Annotated in this window: 14 protein-coding genes; 7 read left to right on the top strand and 7 right to left on the bottom strand. The window is 45.1% G+C overall.

Annotated features, from left to right (window positions below; translation table 11 throughout):
* The first annotated feature begins 29 nt into the window (after nt 1–29).
* Together KHS38_RS07940 and KHS38_RS07935 are read left to right on the top strand one after the other, a co-directional pair.
* The gene (locus KHS38_RS07940) at nt 30–1,790 is read left to right on the top strand and encodes an ABC transporter ATP-binding protein (protein WP_213487955.1); all 1,761 of its coding nucleotides are present in this window, start codon (nt 30–32) and stop codon (nt 1,788–1,790) included.
* A gap of 219 nt (nt 1,791–2,009) precedes the next feature.
* Entirely contained in the window at nt 2,010–3,785 is a 1,776-nt protein-coding gene (locus KHS38_RS07935) for an ABC transporter ATP-binding protein (protein WP_213487954.1), read from the top strand.
* Nucleotides 3,786–3,862: 77 nt separating this feature from the next.
* On the opposite strand, the gene KHS38_RS07930 is transcribed toward KHS38_RS07935, so the two are convergent.
* Nucleotides 3,863–5,143, bottom strand: coding sequence for an MFS transporter (locus tag KHS38_RS07930; RefSeq protein ID WP_349627916.1), 1,281 nt, complete (start codon nt 5,141–5,143; stop codon nt 3,863–3,865).
* Nucleotides 5,144–5,291: 148 nt separating this feature from the next.
* On the bottom strand, nt 5,292–6,158 hold the full coding sequence (locus KHS38_RS07925) for a carbohydrate kinase family protein (RefSeq protein WP_213487953.1): 867 nt from the start codon (nt 6,156–6,158) through the stop codon (nt 5,292–5,294).
* A 69-nt stretch (nt 6,159–6,227) separates the two neighbouring features.
* On the opposite strand from KHS38_RS07925, the gene KHS38_RS07920 reads away from it, so the two are divergent.
* Nucleotides 6,228–6,647, top strand: coding sequence for a YybH family protein (locus KHS38_RS07920; RefSeq protein WP_213487952.1), 420 nt, complete (start codon nt 6,228–6,230; stop codon nt 6,645–6,647).
* A gap of 5 nt (nt 6,648–6,652) precedes the next feature.
* Here the strand turns inward: KHS38_RS07920 and KHS38_RS07915 are convergent, their stop codons facing one another.
* Nucleotides 6,653–7,153: a GNAT family N-acetyltransferase gene (locus KHS38_RS07915; protein WP_213487951.1), complete on the bottom strand. Its 501-nt coding sequence runs from the start codon at nt 7,151–7,153 to the stop codon at nt 6,653–6,655.
* A gap of 18 nt (nt 7,154–7,171) precedes the next feature.
* Nucleotides 7,172–8,452, bottom strand: a complete 1,281-nt coding sequence (locus tag KHS38_RS07910) for a replication-associated recombination protein A (RefSeq protein ID WP_213487950.1) — start codon at nt 8,450–8,452, stop codon at nt 7,172–7,174.
* A 402-nt stretch (nt 8,453–8,854) separates the two neighbouring features.
* Between KHS38_RS07910 and KHS38_RS07905 the strand changes: the two genes are divergently transcribed.
* The 4 genes from KHS38_RS07905 to KHS38_RS07890 all read left to right on the top strand — a co-directional run bounded on the left by KHS38_RS07905 (nt 8,855) and on the right by KHS38_RS07890 (nt 11,515).
* A complete protein-coding gene (locus KHS38_RS07905) occupies nt 8,855–9,478 on the top strand; it encodes a DNA-3-methyladenine glycosylase family protein (protein ID WP_213487949.1) in 624 nt (207 codons plus the stop codon).
* Between the two features lie 139 nt (nt 9,479–9,617).
* Nucleotides 9,618–10,190, top strand: a complete 573-nt coding sequence (nadD, locus tag KHS38_RS07900; protein ID WP_213487948.1) for a nicotinate (nicotinamide) nucleotide adenylyltransferase — start codon at nt 9,618–9,620, stop codon at nt 10,188–10,190.
* A 63-nt stretch (nt 10,191–10,253) separates the two neighbouring features.
* Nucleotides 10,254–10,853, top strand: a complete 600-nt coding sequence (locus tag KHS38_RS07895) for a MiaE family protein (protein ID WP_349627915.1) — start codon at nt 10,254–10,256, stop codon at nt 10,851–10,853.
* Nucleotides 10,854–10,918: 65 nt separating this feature from the next.
* Nucleotides 10,919–11,515: a thioredoxin family protein gene (locus KHS38_RS07890; RefSeq protein WP_213487947.1), complete on the top strand. Its 597-nt coding sequence runs from the start codon at nt 10,919–10,921 to the stop codon at nt 11,513–11,515.
* 58 nt (nt 11,516–11,573) lie between these two features.
* On the opposite strand, the gene uvrC is transcribed toward KHS38_RS07890, so the two are convergent.
* From uvrC to porW, 3 genes are all read right to left on the bottom strand, one after another.
* Nucleotides 11,574–13,391: an excinuclease ABC subunit UvrC gene (gene uvrC, locus KHS38_RS07885; RefSeq protein WP_213487946.1), complete on the bottom strand. Its 1,818-nt coding sequence runs from the start codon at nt 13,389–13,391 to the stop codon at nt 11,574–11,576.
* Between the two features lie 174 nt (nt 13,392–13,565).
* Entirely contained in the window at nt 13,566–15,806 is a 2,241-nt protein-coding gene (locus KHS38_RS07880; protein WP_213487945.1) for a transglycosylase domain-containing protein, read from the bottom strand.
* Nucleotides 15,807–15,809: 3 nt separating this feature from the next.
* The gene (gene porW, locus KHS38_RS07875; RefSeq protein ID WP_213487944.1) at nt 15,810–18,605 is read right to left on the bottom strand and encodes a type IX secretion system periplasmic lipoprotein PorW/SprE; all 2,796 of its coding nucleotides are present in this window, start codon (nt 18,603–18,605) and stop codon (nt 15,810–15,812) included.
* Nucleotides 18,606–18,678 lie beyond the last annotated feature (73 nt).

Genomic DNA, 18,678 nt, shown 5'->3' with positions numbered 1-18,678 from the left:
TTTTGTGCCTTTCCTGCTTCAACACATATATGAAATTACTTTTATCTTATTTATCGCGGCATCGCTGGCTGGTTATACTGGCACTGGGATTGGCCGCTTTCAATATCGGCTTTTCACTTCTCGATCCCTACATTACTGGTCATATCGTCGATAACTTTATTGAAAAGCGTACAGCCTTGCCTTATGATGATTATTTGTGGGGCGTGCTAAGCTGGGTGGGGTTGGCTATTGGGGCAGCCATGGTGTCGCGTATCGCTAAAAACTTCCAGGATTATTTTACCAGTATCATTGTGCAAAAGGTTGGTGCCAAAATGTACGCCGATGGTTTAAAGCACTCGCTTGAACTGCCTTACCAGGTGTTTGAAGATCAGCGTAGCGGCGAAACACTGGGCATTTTGCAAAAGGTACGTTTGGACTCTGAAAAGTTCATTACTTCATTTATCAGTGTGCTTTTCGTTAGCTTGATAGGTTTGGTGTTTGTTACGGTTTATTCGGTTAGTGTAAGCTACAAAGTAACGTTGGTATACTTCGCTGCCATTCCCATAATTGCCTTTGTAAGCACGGCACTAAGCAAAAGAATTAAAAATATACAACGTTCTATCCTGGGCGAAACTACTGCATTGGCCGGTTCAACTACCGAATCATTGCGTAACATTGAACTGGTAAAAAGCTTAGGTCTTGTAAATCAGGAAATTGAGCGCCTGAACAAAACAACCTACAAAATTCTAGACCTGGAACTACGCAAGGTGAAGTTTGTACGCAGCATGAGCTTTGTGCAGGGTACTACCGTTAACCTGGTACGCAGCACCATGGTGGTTGTGTTACTGTTGCTTATTTTCAAGCAAACCATATCACCGGGCCAGTATTTTAGCTTTTTGTTCTATTCATTCTTTTTGTTTAACCCACTGCAGGAATTAGGTAATGTGATTTTGGCTTGGCGCGAGGCGGAAGTATCATTGGGTAATTTCCAAAGCATATTAAGCACCCCGGTTGATAAAAAACCCGAAAAGCCGGTATTGCTGGAAAAGGTAAAGCAGCTAAAGTTTAACAATGTAAGCTTTAAGCACCTTACCGCTAACCGCAATGCATTGAACCATATAGGCTTCGAGGTAAACACGGGCGAAACCATTGCCTTTGTTGGTCCGTCGGGATCGGGTAAAACCACCTTAGTGAAACTGCTGGTGGGATTGTACCAGCCTATGGAAGGCGATGTGCTGTACAATGGCGTAGTGAGTAACGAGATTGACCTGGATAAACTGCGCGAGCGTATTGGCTTTGTAACACAGGATACGCAATTGTTTTCGGGTACAATACGCGAAAACTTGCAGTTTGTGCGCCCGGGCGCTACTGATGAGGAGTGTATGCATGTATTGCACCGCGCTGCCTGCCAAAGTTTGTTGGCTCGTGCCGATAAAGGTTTGGATTCGGTAATAGGTGAGGGCGGGGTTAAAGTATCCGGAGGTGAAAAACAACGCTTATCTATTGCGCGTGCTTTGCTGCGCAGGCCAGATATCCTGGTGTTTGACGAGGCTACATCAGCGCTGGACTCGCTAACTGAAGAAGAAATTACCGAGACAATTAAAGAGGTATCCGAGCATCAAAATCATATCACCATATTGATTGCCCACCGCCTAAGCACCATTATGCATGCCGACCGCATTTATGTGTTGGAGAAAGGGCAGATCATTGAATCGGGTAAACACATAGAGCTACTATCGCAAAAAGGTTTGTACTACGCCATGTGGCGGCAGCAGATAGGCGAGAAATATACCACCGAAGCAAACTCATAACCGGTATGGGTTAGATATAGCAATAGGAAGTGTATACAATACAGTTCTATTGTTGTTCTGGCATATTTCCTTAAGCTTACAACTATTTCGAATTATATAAAGCCGCTGTAATCAGCGGCTTTTATTTTGTCATATTTATAAAAATACGTTTATGAATAATTGATCGTTGTATTTAGGCGTTGTTATTGTTGTGTGATTAATAACAATCGGCCTTTATCTATGAAAATATTATTTTCTTATCTTAAACAACGAAAAAAGGAAGTGTTGCTGGCGCTTTTGATGACCGCGCTCAATCAATGCTTTGCCTTAATGGATCCGCTGATTACGGGTAAAATCGTTGATGACTATATCGTGAAACGAGATACCTTTACACGCCATGAATACATCAGTGGTATAGTGTGGTTAATTACCCTGGCTGCCGTTGCCGCACTGGTATCGCGTATTGCCAACAATATACAGGATTATTATACCGTAACTATCGCTCAAAAAACAGGTGCCCAAGTTTATGCCGATGGTATGAAACACGCACTTGCCATGCCTTACTATGAGCATCAGGACCAGCGTAGTGGCGAAAAGCTGGGCATGCTGCAACGTATCAGAAGTGATGTGGAAAATCTGGTAAAGGCATCCATCAACGTTACTTTTATGACGTTGTTTGGTGTGCTATTCATTGCCGTATATTCTTTCACTATCAGTTATAAGGTTACCTTGGTGTTTTTTGTGGCTGTTCCGGTAATTACCTGGTTAAGCTGGAAACTGTCCAGAAAGATCAGGGTTATTCACCGTGCCATCGTGCTTAAAACTTCGGTACTGGCAGGTCGTACTACAGAATCATTACGTAATATCGAACTAGTAAAGAGCCATGGTTTGGCTAATGAAGAGATTGATCGCCTCAATACCACTACCCATAAAATATTAAAGCTGGAGATTGCGAAAACCAAGTTTTTAAGGTTCTTAAGCTTTATACAAGGCACTACGGTAAATTTACTGCGAAGCAGTATGGTGGTCGTGCTGCTGGTACTGATCTTTGATCGGGAAATTTCGGCCGGTCAATACTTTAGTTTTCTGCTGTATGCTTACTTGTTGTTTGGGCCGCTACAGGAGTTTGGTCACATGGCATTAACCTGGCGCGAAGCACAAATATCGCTCACCAACTTTAATCGTATCATGAACACCCCGCTGGAAAACATTCCTGAAGACCCGGCCGATGTTGAAGTGGTTGATCAGGTAGCTTTTGATAACGTGAGCTTCAAATATGCGTTAACCACACGCTATGCCCTTAAAGGGGTATCGTTTCACGCCAATAAGGGAGAGACGGTGGCATTTGTTGGTCCGTCGGGCTCAGGTAAATCAACTTTAATCAAGTTGTTGATCGGATTATACCAGCCGGCTGATGGACGAATTCTTTTCAATAGTATTGAGAGCGATAAGTATCACCTAGATATGCTACGCCGTAAAATTGGCTTTGTAACGCAGGAAACGCAACTGTTTTCCGGGACTATTAAAGATAACCTGATTTTTGTAAAGCCTGATGCTACCGACGATGAGTGTATGGTTGCGTTAAATAAAGCCGCCTGCCAAAACCTAATGGCCCGTGCCGACAATGGGTTGTATACGATGATAGGTGAGGGCGGCGTAAAAATATCGGGCGGTGAAAAGCAGCGTTTATCAATAGCGCGTGCCTTGCTGCGCCATCCGGATATTCTGTTGTTTGATGAGGCTACCTCGGCGCTTGATTCCATCACCGAGGAAGAGATTACCAAAACAGTGCAGCATATATCGGCACTTAAAACGCGTATAACGCTCATTATTGCTCACCGCCTGAGTACCATTATGTATGCCGACCGTATATACGTGCTTGAAAATGGTGAAGTTGCCGAAATAGGCAAACATGAAGAACTGTTAGATCAAAAAGGACTATACTACGCCATGTGGCGGCAGCAGGTAGGCGAGCGCCGCCTGCAGGAAGAGCTGAGCGCTTACACAGAAGGCTAAGAAATAAAAAGGCAACAAGATTATCTTGTTGCCTTTTTTAGTAGCACATCATAAAGATTGTTGCTTACAGGGTTATCTTATTTTTCCCGGGGCGTACCTATATCTGCCAGCTTAGCCGGTATCAGGTTACGTGTTTTCAGGAAAGTAATGCTTACTACCAGCAACGTCATGCAGCCACCGAAAATAACGGCCGGTACGGTGCCCAATAGCTTGGCAGCTGTACCCGATTCAAAAGCACCAATCTCATTGGATGAACCGATGAACATAGAGTTTACCGCTGATACCCGGCCCCGCATATCATCCGGCGTTAGCAGCTGCATGATAGTGCCGCGAATAATTACGCTGATACTATCAAATGCTCCTTCGGTAAAAAGAAATAATAGCGACAGATAGAAATTACGTGATAAACCAAAGCACACAATAGATAAACCAAAGCCTGTTACCGCAATAATCAGGTTGCGCCACGGACGGTTCATGGGTGAAAACCGCGTCATGACCAGCATGGTAAGTACTGCACCTAATGATGAAGTAGCGCGCATAATACCCAAACCTTCCGAACCTACGTGCAAAATATCGTTAGCAAATACCGGCAGCAGGGCCACCGCGCCACCAAAAAACACAGAGAATAAATCGAGGCTCATGGCAGCCACCATCATTTTGGTTCTGAATACAAAGTTGATACCTGCACGCAAGCTTTCCCATATACTTTCTTTAGGTATATAAACCGGTGGGTAGGGTTTAAGCATATATACCAGTACCAATGCAATAAGCATTAGCGCCAGTATAATACTAAAGGTGGCTGTAATGCCATAAACCCCATATATTAACCCGCCTGCTGCCGGACCTAAAATGGTGGCAATTTGCCAGGTTGAACTGCTCCATGTACTGCCGTTTGGGTAAAGTTCCTTGGGTATGCTCTGTGCATAAATGGCAAAGGTTGCCGGTCCGTAAAATGCACGGGCGATACCGTTAATAAAAATCATCAGGTAAATAACAGGCTCAATCCAGCCGGATTTTACGTAAGAGCTAAGGCTGTGCAGGGTAACCAAAAATATTGTTAATGAAGCCAGAAAAACAGCTGAAAATATCGTGAACAGCATTTTTCTTTTTTCGGACTTGTCGGCCACATACCCGCCATACAGAGCAATACCAATGGCCGGTATAGCTTCACACAAACCAACCAAGCCCAGTTTAAGCGGATCGTGCGTAAGTTTGTAGATATAAAAGCCAATTACTACGGCCTGCATCTGGTAAGCGAATGTAAAAAAGAAACGCATACCCAGGTATGCGCGAAAATCTTTATAACGTAAGGCGGCGAAAGTGTCTTGTTTTACTATAGGTTCCTTATCTGTTTCCACAAGTAATTAATTTAGTGTGTGTGCTTGCAAATTTAACGCATTTATAACCGTAGGGATTTATGCTATGTTAAAATGCTGTTCTGCTTTTATTTTATAATCAGTTATTTGCCACTTAATAGTGTAGTATATAATGCCACCATCCTGTAAGTTATATACCAAGCTCAGCCGGATAGGTCGGGTTAGCACCACGCTGGCTGGCTACAAAGGCGCCTACTTTACAGGCTTTTTCCAATGTTGCATCAATAGGTTGCCCGGTTAGTAATCCGGCTACCAGTGTTGCTAAGAATGAATCGCCGGCGCCAACGGTATCAGCTACTTCTGTAGGGAAGCCGGGATGCTCATAAAACTGCTCATCGTGCCAAATCATGGCCCCATTTTCGCCACGCGTTACACAAATGGTGTTTACATGAAACTTGTGCTGAAATTCAGTGATTTTTTCTTGTAAAGAACGTTTGCTGCTGCCGATTAGCAAGTCGGCCTCATCTTCATTCATTTTAATCACATTGGCCATTGCTGCCAGCGTTTCAATGGTATCCATCTCGTAATGCGGTGCACGCAGGTTTACATCAAATATGCGCAGCGGTACCGTAATTTCGCTTAACAGATCGAGCAGGGTAGTGCGGGTAGCCTGATTACGGCATGCCAAGCTGCCAAATACAATGGCCGAGCTTTGTGCGGCCTGCATCAGCAATTCCTGGTCTGGCTGTATATTATCCCACGATACTGGCTCTGGAATAACGTAGGTAGCATGCCCTGCATCATTCAGTTGTACGGTTACCTCACAAGTTGCGAGACGATTATCCACCTGTATAAGCGGTGTGTTCAGCTGATGTTGTTGTAAAAAAGCCATCAGTTCATTGCCCGATGCATCGGTGCCAATACGGCTTACCATCAAAGCATTAACGCCTTGCTGCCGTAAATGCTGCGCTACATTAAGCGGTGCACCGCCCACCTTTTTGCCATCGCTAAAGGTATCCCATAAAACCTCGCCAAAACATAGTACCTGTTTGCTCATAACTTTCAATGAATAGATGAAATGTAAAACTAAAAGTTTTTACCAATGGAATTTGTTTAAATTACCGGTATGAAAAAATATGTCCTGTTTTTTACAATGCTCTTATGGGGCTGCATGTGCTTTGCGCAGGATAAGCAAGCCATCCTAAAAGTGCTCGAAACCCAGCGCCTGGCCTGGAACCGCGGCGATCTGGAAACTTTTATGCAAGGTTACTGGAAGTCGGACTCGTTACTGTTCGTCGGCAGCGATGGACCCAAGTATGGCTGGCAAACCACGTTGGATAACTACAAAAAAAGCTACCCGGATAAAGCAGCCATGGGGCAACTGAAATTTGATATTTTGAAAGTACAGCTATTGGATAAAACCAACGCGTTTGTGCTGGGCGGCTGGCAATTGCAGCGCCAGAGTGATGCACCGGGTGGCTACTTCACCCTGTTGCTACGCAAAATAAAAGGGGAATGGAAGGTTGTGTCCGATCACTCTTCATGAACAGGTTACACGGATAACTCTTTGCGCATTACAAAATCGTTCATCCAATATGGGCCAATGGCAATGTCTTCTTCGTAAGCTATAATAAAGCCCATCTTTTCATAAAAGTTAAGTGCTTTATTATAGCGGTTTACATTAAGCTCTAAAATGTGTTTGCCTGCCTGCCGCACTTTTTCGGCAACGGTATTGATGAGTAGCTTGCCATAGCCTTTGCCTTGTGTTTGGGGCAGGCAATAGAGCTTGTGCAGCTTGTAAATCTCTGGATTCTCTTCACGCGGTGAGTAGGCGGCGAAACCTACAGGCTGGCTGTCTTCTTCCAATATCAGGTAATGTTGCTCGCCGGTTGCTATTTGCTGTTCAATTTTAGCCGGATTGTAAATGGTTTGCAGCATATAAGTAATCTGTTCATCCGAGAGTATTTCAGAATAGGTTGGCCACCATGTTTGCTGTGCCAGGTCTACAATCAGGGTAGCATCAGCAGGGGCGGCTTCACGTATCTTAACCATATTTTAATTTAACGATTATTAATATTTATAGCGGTTGCCCCAAAGCTTACGCAGCTTTTCACGCGCTTCGTTTTCGCGGGCATTGTTGCCGGGCTCATAAATTTTTGTGCCTTTAATAGCATCAGGTAAAAAGTCCTGATCAATAAAGCTGCCCTCGTAGCTGTGGGCATATTTGTACTCTTTACCGTAACCGATGTTCTTCATCAGTTTAGTTGGTGCATTGCGTAAGTGCAGGGGTACAGGCAAATCGCCGGTTTGCCGTACCAGAGACATAGCCTCGTCAATAGCCATGTAGGTGGCATTGCTTTTAGGTGAAGTAGCCAGATAAACTGCAGTTTGCGATAAGATAATGCGCGCCTCTGGCATACCGATAACGTTTACGGCCTCAAAACAGCTTTGCGCCAGCAGCAATGCGTTTGGATTGGCGTTGCCAACATCTTCTGATGCCAGTATGAGCATGCGGCGGGCAATAAATAACGGATCCTCGCCACCTACCAGCATACGGGCCAGCCAATATACCGCACCATTAGGATCGCTGCCCCGCATAGATTTGATAAACGCCGAAATAATGTCATAGTGCTGTTCGCCGGCTTTATCATACAGTGCCATGTTTTGCTGCACATTCTCCAGCACAGCTTCGTTGGTTATGACAATCTCGGGTGCGTCCATGGCATTAATAAGCAGCTCAAATACGTTCAGCAGTTTACGTGCATCACCGCCTGAAAGGCGCAACAGGGCTTCATGATCCTGTATGGTGATGTTCTTTTGCTTAAGCACCTCATCCTCGCGCATGGCTTTTTGCAGCAGGTTAACCAAATCGTCCTCGCTCAGATGCTGTAAAATGTAAACCTGACAGCGTGATAGTAACGCCGATATTACCTCGAAAGATGGATTTTCGGTAGTTGCACCAATAAGCGTTACAATGCCCCGCTCTACGGCACCCAACAATGAGTCCTGTTGCGATTTGGAGAAGCGGTGAATCTCGTCAATAAACAGAACCGGCAAAGTTTGGCCGCCTTTTTTTAGCAGCGAAGCCTTTTCGATCACCTCGCGTACATCCTTTACTCCCGAATTGATAGCACTCAGCGAAAAGAATGGGCGTGACAACGACTGTGATATGATATAAGCCAGCGTGGTTTTGCCTACGCCGGGCGGCCCCCAAAAAATCATGGAAGGTAAATTGCCCGACTCAATGGCTTTGCGCAACACCGCACCCTGGCCTACCAGGTGCTTTTGCCCAACATAATCATCCAGCGTACGCGGCCGCATACGTTCAGCTAAAGGCGGCAGATTATTCATGCCGATAAAATTCGGCAAAGTAAAACGTAAATCCTAATATTGTTAGTACAGGGTTTGTTATGCCTGACACTACAACTGTAAATCCCAAGTTCCTTGCTGCTCCATAAACAGATTGTTACGCTTAAAAAGGAAAATCTCGCTCCCCGCTCCTCCTGCCTCAAATGAGCGTTGGCCTGCTTTCGCACCCGGCCGGGAGTGTGGCCTGTAGCGATGGCAGGGATTGCGAAAGCTAGGCCTTTTGCTTACTTTGTGGCTATGACAAAGTAAGTAGCCTCCGCGGCAATGAGCGGACAAAGCAGGTAAATAGCACTAAAGGAAGTTAAAGTTTAAGCATAAACATTGTAAACAGCACAATCATAAACCGTCAAAACAAATCGCAACTCCTGCACCTTATCTCTATCAATGATCGCCACCTTTAATCAAAGCAACTACCAAACCCTATGCGATGAATTAGCCACAACGGATAGTGATTTGGCACGGGTTATCCAAACCTTTGGTTACCCGCCATTTTGGTCGAGAGAAAATACATTTGAATCATTAGTACATATTATTTTGGAGCAACAGGTGTCACTGGCATCCGCTTTGTCCGCTTTAAATAAGTTGAAAGAGCGAATACAGGAGATAACGCCGGCAGGCCTGCTGATGCTATCAGACGATGAACTGAAAGCCTGCTACTTTAGCCGGCAGAAAAGTGCCTATGTGAGATACCTGGCCGAAGCACTGTTAAGTGGAAATTTAAATTTGGCGGAACTGGAAAGCCTGCCCAATGATGAAGTGCGAAGCCGGTTAACCGCATTAAAAGGCGTCGGTAACTGGACAGTGGATATCTATCTGCTCATGGTTTTGCACCGCACCGATGTATTCCCGGTGGGCGATTTGGCGATTGTGAATGGTATGAAGCGGCTTAAGCAATTACCCGCTGCGTTTACAAAAGATGAGTTGTTGGTAATGGCCGATAGTTGGCGGCCCTACCGTAGTTTAGCAAGTATGCTTTTATGGCATTACTATCTTAGTGCTGCGAGATGATATTTAAGTTTTATGGCTTCGCCTGATAGCGCGTTACTCATATTTTCAGTCGTTTTTATTATCTTACTCTCATAAAGCAAACAAAATTTTGGTAAGCGGATTAACGGTAATATAATTGCCAACTGAAAAAACTTTAAAAATGAAGATTGGTCTGCTATTTGGTTCATTTAATCCTATACATATCGGGCATTTAATTATTGCCAACTACATGGCCAATCATACCGAACTGGATAAGGTATGGCTGGTAGTAACACCGCAAAATCCGTTGAAGAAGTACGGCAGCCTTATCAATACTTACGATAGGCTGGAAATGGCCCGGTTGGCTACCGACAATGCAGATAACATTGAAGTGAGTGATGCGGAGCTTAAACTGCCGCAACCATCCTATACCATTGATACCTTAACCCACCTGAAAGAAAAGTATCCGCAGCACGAGTTTGTGCTGATTATGGGATCGGATAATCTGGCAGGTTTACCTAAGTGGAAAAATTATAAGCTGATACTGCGCGACTACCAGATTTATGTATACCCGCGCCCCGGTTATGAAAATGCCGATCTGGCCTCGCACCCGTCGGTAACCATTACCATGACGCCGCTGATGGAGCTTTCGGCCACGTTTATCCGCACGGCGCTGGCTGCCAAAAAGAATGTGCAGTATTTTGTGCCCGATGCCGTGCTAAAGTTTATTGAAAGCAAAAACCTGTACCGATAATTTTGCGCATCTGTAGTTAGTAGGAGCTATACGCTTGATTTCAAAAACCTGTATCTTTGTATCGTGAGCGAAAGAACTATCCTGAAACTGCAATTGCCTACTGATCCGCGCTGGGTAACCAACGTGGTAGAGAGCAATATTGAAGAGATTTTAACTGATCATGCTTTTTGCGAGCAAAAGGCTGCCAGCAATGCCATTACCCTTATTGTGCAAAACCCAAACCTGTCTGATCTGGTACAGGAAATGGCTTTGTTGGTGCAGGAGGAGATGGATCACTTTAAGCGTGTGCACGACATTATTTTGGCGCGTGGCTATATACTTGGCCGCGAGCGTAAGGATGATTATGTGAACGAACTGCTTAAATTTATGAAAAAAGGCGGCAGCCGTGAGGAGCAGTTGATTGACCGCCTGCTTTTTGCAGCCATGATCGAGGCCCGCAGCTGCGAGCGTTTTAAAGTATTGTCTGAAAATATTAACGATGCCGAGCTGGCTGCATTTTATCATGAACTGATGATTAGCGAAGCCACACATTACACCACCTTTATTCGCCTGGCTAAAAAGTATGCCGGTAATATTGACGTAGATAAGCGCTGGAGCGAATTTTTAGCTTATGAAGCCCAGGTAATACAAAACTACGGCAAGCGCGAAACCATTCACGGATAATAGTTAGTGTATTTGCTTTTGTAATTGATATAGCCGTATATTGGCTAAATACTTTTGTACTTAAAATGAAAAGCTTAACCCAATATTCTTTCGTATTAGCATTATTCCTGCTGTTTAGCAGCAGTATTTTTGCACAGGCACCGGCCACGGCCGATGCTGTTATTAAGCAGGCTTGCATGCAGGCCAAAAAAGAGAAGAAGAACGTGATCGTTATGTTTCATGCTTCGTGGTGCGGTTGGTGCAAAAAGATGGATGCTTCCATCAATGATGCGGCATGCAAACCGCTGTTCGATAAAAGCTACGTGATTACGCATTTGGTAGTAAACGAATCAAAGGGTAAAGAAAACCTGGAAAACCCTGGTGCAAAAGAGCTGCTGGTAAAATATCACGGCGACGATCAGGGCATACCTTACTTCTTTATATTCGATGCCAAGGGCAAGCTACTGGCCGATTCGAAAATAAGGGCAAACGGTGGCGACCCCGGCTCTGATGCCAAAGGCGAAAACTTGGGCTGCCCTGCTTCGGATAGTGAGGTAGATGCCTTTACCAGCATCCTAAAGCAAACTTCAGCGCTTAACAGTGCAGAGTTAGAAACTATTAAGGCGCGTTTCCGCCTTAACCGGCCACAACCTAAAGCAGCAGCTGCTTCAACAGGAAGATAATTTAAATATTAGCAATAAAACAAAAAGCCTGATTCATTGAATCAGGCTTTTTGTTTTATTACACGGTATTACTTGCAACCGGAGCATTTTCTTTAAAGTAGTTACTTACCGCTTGGGCCTGTTTCAGGTTTACAACTTCCTGTAATTCTTCCAGGCTGGCTTCACGTATCTTTTTTACCGATTTAAAGTGCTTCAATAGCTTTTCGGCAGAGAGGCGGCCTATGCCGGGTACCAATTCCAGCTCGGTGGCCAGCGTGCCTTTGTCGCGCTTTTTGCGGTGGGCTGTAATACCAAACCGGTGGGCCTCATCACGCAGCTGCTGAATGATTTTCAATGTTTCCGACTTTTTATCCAGGTACAACGGGTACTGGTCGCCGGGGTAATAAAGCTCTTCCAAACGTTTGGCTATGCCAATCACGGTCATTTGCTTTTCGATGCCCAGCAGTTTCAGGCTTTTCAGGGCAGCGCCTAATTGTCCCTTGCCACCGTCAATAATTATCAGCTGCGGTAGTGGTGTATTCTCATCAAGCAAACGGCGGTAGCGTCTAAATACGGCTTCTTCCATAGTGGCAAAGTCGTTGGGGCCTTCAACTGTTTTTACGTTAAAAAAGCGGTAGTCTTTTTTAAACGGTTTGCCATCTCTGAACACCACAATGGCCGATACCGGGTACTTACCCTGAAAGTTGGAGTTATCAAAACATTCAATATGCCGGGGTAGCTGGTTCATGCGCAAATCTTTCATCATCTGCGTAAGCAAACGTTCCGAGCGTACTTCGGGGTTCAGCTTCTCGTACTGGTCTATCTTTTCGCGTTTAAAAAACTGTACGTTTTTCTGCGACAAATCAAGCAGCTTTTTCTTTTCGCCCAGTTTGGGTACAGTAAACTTGATGTTGTCGTCATCCAGTTCAATCTCAAACGGAACGATGATCTCTTTCGATTTACTGCTGTAGCGGCTCCTGAACTCTGATATAGCTAAAGACAATAGTTCGGCATCGGTTTCATCCAGCTTCTTTTTCAGCTCAATAGTTTGGGTTTGGATGATGGTGCCATTCATAACCTTCAGGAAATTTACAAAGGCATATTTTTCTTCAGATGCTATACTGAAAACATCCACATCTGTAATGGATGAACTTACCACGGTTGATTTGCTCTGGTAGTTTTCCAGCAGATCGTACTTGCGTTTCAGACGGTGGGCCAGTTCAAAGTCCAGATTCAGGGCTGCACCTTCCATGTCCGTTTTCAGGTTGCGTATAACGTTACCGATTTTGCCGTTCAGTATATCCTGTATCTCGCTGATGCTTCTGTTATAATCATCCTCGGTCTGGTAGTTCTGGCATGGGCCTTTACAGTTGCCCAACTGGTACTCCAGGCAAACCTTGAATTTACCTGCGTTGATGTTTTGGGGCGTTAGCGCTAAATTGCAGGTGCGCAAAGCGTAAGTTTCTTTGATAACCCCCAGTATGGTATGCATCATGCTTACCGAAGGGTAGGGGCCCAGGTACTTGGAGCCATCGCGCACAATATTGCGTGTCCAGAATATGCGCGGAAAACGTTCATTTTTGATGATGATCCAGGGGTAGGTCTTGTCATCTTTCAATAGCACGTTGTAGCGCGGCTTATGCTTTTTAATCAGGCTGTTTTCCAGCAGCCAGGCGTCTACCTCGGTATCTACAATTGTAAAAGTGATATTACGTATTTTAGATACCAGTACCCGGGTTTTAGAACTCACCTGGTGGTCTTTTACAAAATAAGATGATACACGGTTGCGCAGGTCTTTAGCCTTGCCAATGTATATCAGCTCATTATTCTCATCCCAGTATTGGTATACGCCGGGTTTATGTGGTATCTTTTTTAGTGCTTCTCGGTAATCAAACATCTCAAATTCCCTTGCCCCGTCAACGGGTTATAAAGTAAGTATCGGGTACCCAATAACGAAAGATTCCGAAATCAAGTACCCGATACAGGTATTTCAATATACACTCTCGCTAATCAAATAATCAACATTTGTGAATAATGTTTTGATTTGCAAAAGGTTGCTTATTCTGTTGTCTTAAAAGCCCAGCTTGTTATCTACCTCGGTAGTAGCTTGCTGCTGCTGGCTGTACGCCCCGCAATCCAGCTGAATGTTGAGGCCGTTTTTAGGCGGATCAAAGTCAACACCCTGCTTAATTCCTAATGCTTGGTTTGCGTAAACTTTCTTCATATATAACGCAAAAATAGGCAATGCCGTATTGGCGCCCTCACCCAAATGGGTAGATCTAAAATGGATGTCACGGTCCTCACAACCTGTCCATACACCGGTAACCAGGTAAGGCGTAATGCCTATAAACCAGCCGTCGGAGTTGTTTTGCGTAGTGCCCGTTTTGCCGCCTATAGGATTGCGCAGGCCATATTTGCTACGCAAGCGCCAGCCAGTACCTTCATCAACCACGCCTTTTAGCATGTAGCTCATTACATAAGCGGTTTGCTCGTTCATGGCCTGTACCACGCGCGATTTACGTTCATACAGCAGGTTGCCGTTCTTATCCTCGATACGCAACAGGTAAATAGGCTCGGTCCATACACCGTGATTGGCAAATGCACTGTAAGCCCCGGTCATATCAAATACCGATGCGTTGAATGTACCTAAGCAGATAGACGGATATGGCGGAACCGCGGTAGTAACGCCCATTTTTTTAATCAGCTGCATTACCGGTACGGGCGTTACTTCTTTCATAACGTGGGCGGTAACCCAGTTTTGCGAACGGGCCAGGGCTTTACGCAGGGTAATAGCGCCAGGTACCGTTTCTGATGGTGATGAGCCCGGGCACCACGGCTTACCATATCCGTAAATGGTATCGGGTACGTTGTTTACCTGCATACATGGCGAAAAGCCATTATCAATAGCCACGGCATAGGTAAACGGCTTGGCGGTTGAACCAACCTGACGGGCACCCATTTTTACCTGATCGTACTTAAAATGTTCAAAATTGATACCGCCAACCCAGGCCTTTACATAACCGGTGGTTGGATCCATACTCATCATGGCATTGCGCAGCAGCATCTTACTGTATACAATAGAGTCGATGGGTTTCATGGTGGTATCGATGTTACCATGCCAGGTAAACAGGTTTACCGTGGTTGGCGTATTAAAATCTTCCTTAATCTCGTCATCTGATTTTCCCTGTTGTTTGAGCCAGCGGTAACGGTCTGAACGTTTCATGCCCTGATCTAACAACAGCTTGAAGTTAGCTACGCCTTTCCATAAGCTGCGGCCGCGCCAGTGCTGGTTAAACTGCACTTGCAAATCGCGCATATATTCTTTTTGTGCTTCTTCAGCATACTGCTGCATGGTATTGTTGATGGTAGTGTAAATTCTTAAACCATCACGATCCAGATCATAAGGTGTACCATCAGATTTTACGATAGACTGATCGTCCAGAATCTTCTGAACATCTTTTCTTAAAACAGCCCTGAAGTAAGTAGCCGGACCATCATTATGGTCGGATGGCTTAAAGTTCAGCCCCAGCGGCTTTTGTTTAAATTCTTCGGCCTGGCCATCGCTCAGCATACCTTCTTCGGCCATGCGGCGTAATACAAAGTTACGGCGGTTCACCGCATTGTCGGGGTGGCGGATAGGCGAATAAATACCAGGACCATTAACCATACCAATCAGCAATGCCGCCTGATCGGCAGTTAGCTTATCGGGCGTGGTGTTGAAATAAGTACGTGATGCCGATTTGATACCAAAGGTGTTGTAAGCACCAAAATCAACTGTATTTAAATACATGGTAATGATCTCTTCCTTGGTGTAGCGGCGCTCTAAGTTTACGGCAATAATCCACTCTTGCAGTTTTTGGGTAATGCGTTTAAATACATTGTGCGAGCGTTCGGAAAAAAGGTTGAGCGCCAGCTGCTGGGTAATGGTACTACCGCCCTGCTTTTTACCAATCAGGTTATAAAAAATAATGGTAAAAGTACGGCCAAAATCAATACCTGAGTGATCCATAAAACGGTTATCCTCGGTAGCAATCAGGGCGTTAATTACATTGGGCGATATCTGGTTGTAATTAACGTTTGAGCGGTTTTGTACATAATAGGTGCCCAGTACCGTACGCCCGTCTGATGATAATATTTCGGATGCCTGGTTGCTCTTCGGGTTTTCCAGGTCGCGGAAAGAAGGCAGCGGGCCAAAAATGCCAAAAGCAACCAAAGCCATAATCAGCACAAAAAATGCAAAACAGCCAATTACTATTTTCCATAAAGTGCGGTTATAGCTGCGTATTTCTTCGGGCTTCAGTTTCGTAATCATGTTCTAATAGTTTTTCTGGTAATAGTCAACGTAACTATCCAGTAATTTTCGATCGGCTAATTTATCCAGATTTTCTTGAGTGATGATAAAAAAGCTGTATTTATCGGCAGGTACCTTCATAATTTGCGGCAAAAGGGGCACAATGCTGCGGGCATAATCCTTGGCATCGTTGCTGCTGTAAAAGCGGCCTACGTAAATCACCTGATTATCGGCACCTATGGGTTTTAACAGGTGCTTGATAGGTGCGCCCTGGAAATTGGTACGGTTAAACTGCCCTATACCAAAACGCGACGAAGACAAATTGGTGGTACCGCTGCTCACATTAATTACAAAGTAGTAATTGGTACTATCGCGCTTATTGAATATAGATGGTGCTGCGGGTGCAGGTGTTGGTGTAACAGGTTTGGCAACCGGCTCGTCAACTTTAGGCTGAGCGGCTGGCTTGTCAGGCACCACAACTGCAGATTGCTGGGTAACCGGAGCAGCCGGTTTAGGCTGGGCAGGTGATTTAGCCACTGCAATTGTTTGCGTTGGCACGGCCGGCGCAGGCATAAATGGTATCGCTTCCGGATCGGTATCTAATAATGCTACCGGGCGGGCGGCCATTTCGGCCTGGTTGGCATCTATATAAGCCATATGCTGTTTTACCAGTGGCGTAATCAGGCGATCGTCGGGATAGCGAACGGTAATTTGCTGCAGTTCGGCCCTAAAAGGTACAACTTTTTCTTGGTGGCCCGAAGCCAGTGCACGCAGGTAAGCTAATTGCGCAGCCAGTTTGCTTTCAGGATATTGCCTGATCAGGTCGTCGGCTCTGGTAATCACCTCTTTGTAAGAGCGGTGCGTGTACAAATCATATATCTGATTATAAAAGGCATTCAGTTCGGCATCCTGATCATCCAATCGGCGGGCATAATCCGGATCATTAATTACTTTGGCAAACGGTGTGTTAGGATAACGGCTTAATATCAAATTTTTGTACTCTTCAGAACGGGCCGGACTGATGCCGCTATACAAACGGTAAAGGTTATAATAATTGGCAACCAGGTTCTGATCGTTCGGGAAACGGGTTATTAATAGTTGATAAATATTGATGGCTTCCTGCTTGTCGTCCAAAATATCGCGGTAAAAATTGGCGATATCTACGTAAGCATTGTAAATGCGCATGTTTGACTGGGCCAGTTGTTCGGGCGTTAGCGGGATGCTTTGCAATATATCCTGACGATAGCCGGTAGCTACTACATCAACCGTGCTTTTTTGCATAGGCGGCGGGGTAACGCTTGGGTCAACATTTTGCGTGGTGTTGGTTGCGTTAAGAGCCATATCACTATTATAGCGATCACTACGGCGCCAGTTGTCTTCCAGCTTACGGTTTCCCCAGCGGCGTTTAAAAGCAGTATACCCCTGGCTTACGGCCGATGTATTGTAAAAATAAAAGCTGCTGCTGTTATCATTTGGCCCGCCCTGTGCCACCGCATTATCTGCGTTGGTAAATGGGTTGCTTACTGCTGCCACACCGGTTTGCGGTACCACCTGGCGGTTCACCATCAACTCAATACGGCGCAGGCGTTCAGGTTCATCAAGCTTGGCTAAAGCCTGTAAGGTGTCTTCGCGGGCAATGGTTTGCAAACGGTCGGCCAGTAACTGCAGGTTATCGGCCTTTTTAAGTATGGCGTTATAACCCGGATAATTAGGCGGCAGGCTGCGCAACGTGCTGTCATAATATAGCTTGGCCTGCACATAATCGGCCTTGTTTTTAAAGTTGATGTCTGCCAGCCTTAAGTAGCTCAGTCCTTTTTGCGTCAGGTTCTTTTGGCTGTATCTTATCGATAGCCTGTAGTTTTTAATGGCATCGTCCAGGTGGTTGTCGCTTAGTGCCAGTTCGCCTAACTGATAATAAATCTGGTCGGTAAACTCTTCGTTGTTTTGATTACGCAAAAGCCTTTTCAAGCGATCAGCACGGCTTAACTGTGCGCCGTTACGGGTATCCTCAATGCGTATACGGTTAAGGTCGGCATTGAAAGCCAGTACAAACGGGGCATTGCTTTTTACCACACGGGTGTAGCTATCATAAGCATCAGCCGGTTTGCGGTTAAGCTCCTGTAATTGTGCCAGGATGAATGTCCAACGCAGCTTTTGCTGCTTATTGCTGCAATAACTGATGGCTTTGTGTGCCATATCTTCAGCTTCCGGATAGTTTTGAGCATTGATGTGATATTGTAAGCCTGCTGCATAAATATCCGCCGCTTTGTCGGTTTTGGCGGTCATGTCCAGCATGGTCGAGTCCAAGATGTTTTTAGCAAGTGGCAACTGGTTTAAATATAGCAACGAGCGTATCTGCCAGGCGCGTGCCTCTTGCACCAAATCGTGCTCGGATGGGAAAGAGCGGGTTACGTAGCTAAAAAATTCTACCGCATTATAATAATTGCCGCCTAAATGCGCTGCCTTGCCCAGCAGCAGGTAGGCATCGCCAATGTAATGGCTTTGTTCTTTGATGTTGATAATGTTATTGGCCTTGGCTACTACGGCATCCAGTTCTTTATCCTGCGTGGTAATATTTGATGCTGTATCCTGATATACGGGCAAAATCTGGTTGTACGCATCTATAAAAGATGCCGTATAGGTGTCTTGCTTCTGCTTTAGCAGCTCGTTGGCATTAAACAAAATATTGTAACGGGCCGTTAAATTCTGTAAGCCCCGGTTCACTGCGCTCTTTTTTTCGAGCGAGCACCCGGCCAGTAAAACAAGAAGTAAGATGAACGATTTAAGACCGTAAGATTTATACAAGCGCTTCAAATTCAAAAGATATTATATAAAAGCATGGCTAATTTACTAAATACTATGCAAGGCATTTAATAAATTTGCGGTTCTGTAA

The organism is Mucilaginibacter sp. Bleaf8, assembly GCF_018390515.1.
In the GTDB taxonomy this organism is placed as follows: Bacteria; Bacteroidota; Bacteroidia; order Sphingobacteriales; family Sphingobacteriaceae; genus Mucilaginibacter.
This window is presented reverse-complemented; position numbering and strand designations above follow the sequence as displayed.

Bases quoted from the DNA above. Each gene is read 5' to 3' on its own strand.
- KHS38_RS07925 (WP_213487953.1), bottom strand. From the start codon at position 6,158: ATGAGCAAACAGGTACTATGTTTTGGCGAGGTTTTATGGGATACCTTT.
- KHS38_RS07915 (WP_213487951.1), bottom strand. From the start codon at position 7,153: ATGGTTAAGATACGTGAAGCCGCCCCTGCTGATGCTACCCTGATTGTA.
- KHS38_RS07920 (WP_213487952.1), top strand. From the start codon at position 6,228: ATGAAAAAATATGTCCTGTTTTTTACAATGCTCTTATGGGGCTGCATG.
- nadD (WP_213487948.1), top strand. From the start codon at position 9,618: ATGAAGATTGGTCTGCTATTTGGTTCATTTAATCCTATACATATCGGG.
- KHS38_RS07935 (WP_213487954.1), top strand. From the start codon at position 2,010: ATGAAAATATTATTTTCTTATCTTAAACAACGAAAAAAGGAAGTGTTG.
- KHS38_RS07910 (WP_213487950.1), bottom strand. From the start codon at position 8,452: ATGAATAATCTGCCGCCTTTAGCTGAACGTATGCGGCCGCGTACGCTG.
- KHS38_RS07880 (WP_213487945.1), bottom strand. From the start codon at position 15,806: ATGATTACGAAACTGAAGCCCGAAGAAATACGCAGCTATAACCGCACT.
- KHS38_RS07940 (WP_213487955.1), top strand. From the start codon at position 30: ATGAAATTACTTTTATCTTATTTATCGCGGCATCGCTGGCTGGTTATA.
- KHS38_RS07890 (WP_213487947.1), top strand. From the start codon at position 10,919: ATGAAAAGCTTAACCCAATATTCTTTCGTATTAGCATTATTCCTGCTG.
- uvrC (WP_213487946.1), bottom strand. From the start codon at position 13,391: ATGTTTGATTACCGAGAAGCACTAAAAAAGATACCACATAAACCCGGC.
- KHS38_RS07905 (WP_213487949.1), top strand. From the start codon at position 8,855: ATGATCGCCACCTTTAATCAAAGCAACTACCAAACCCTATGCGATGAA.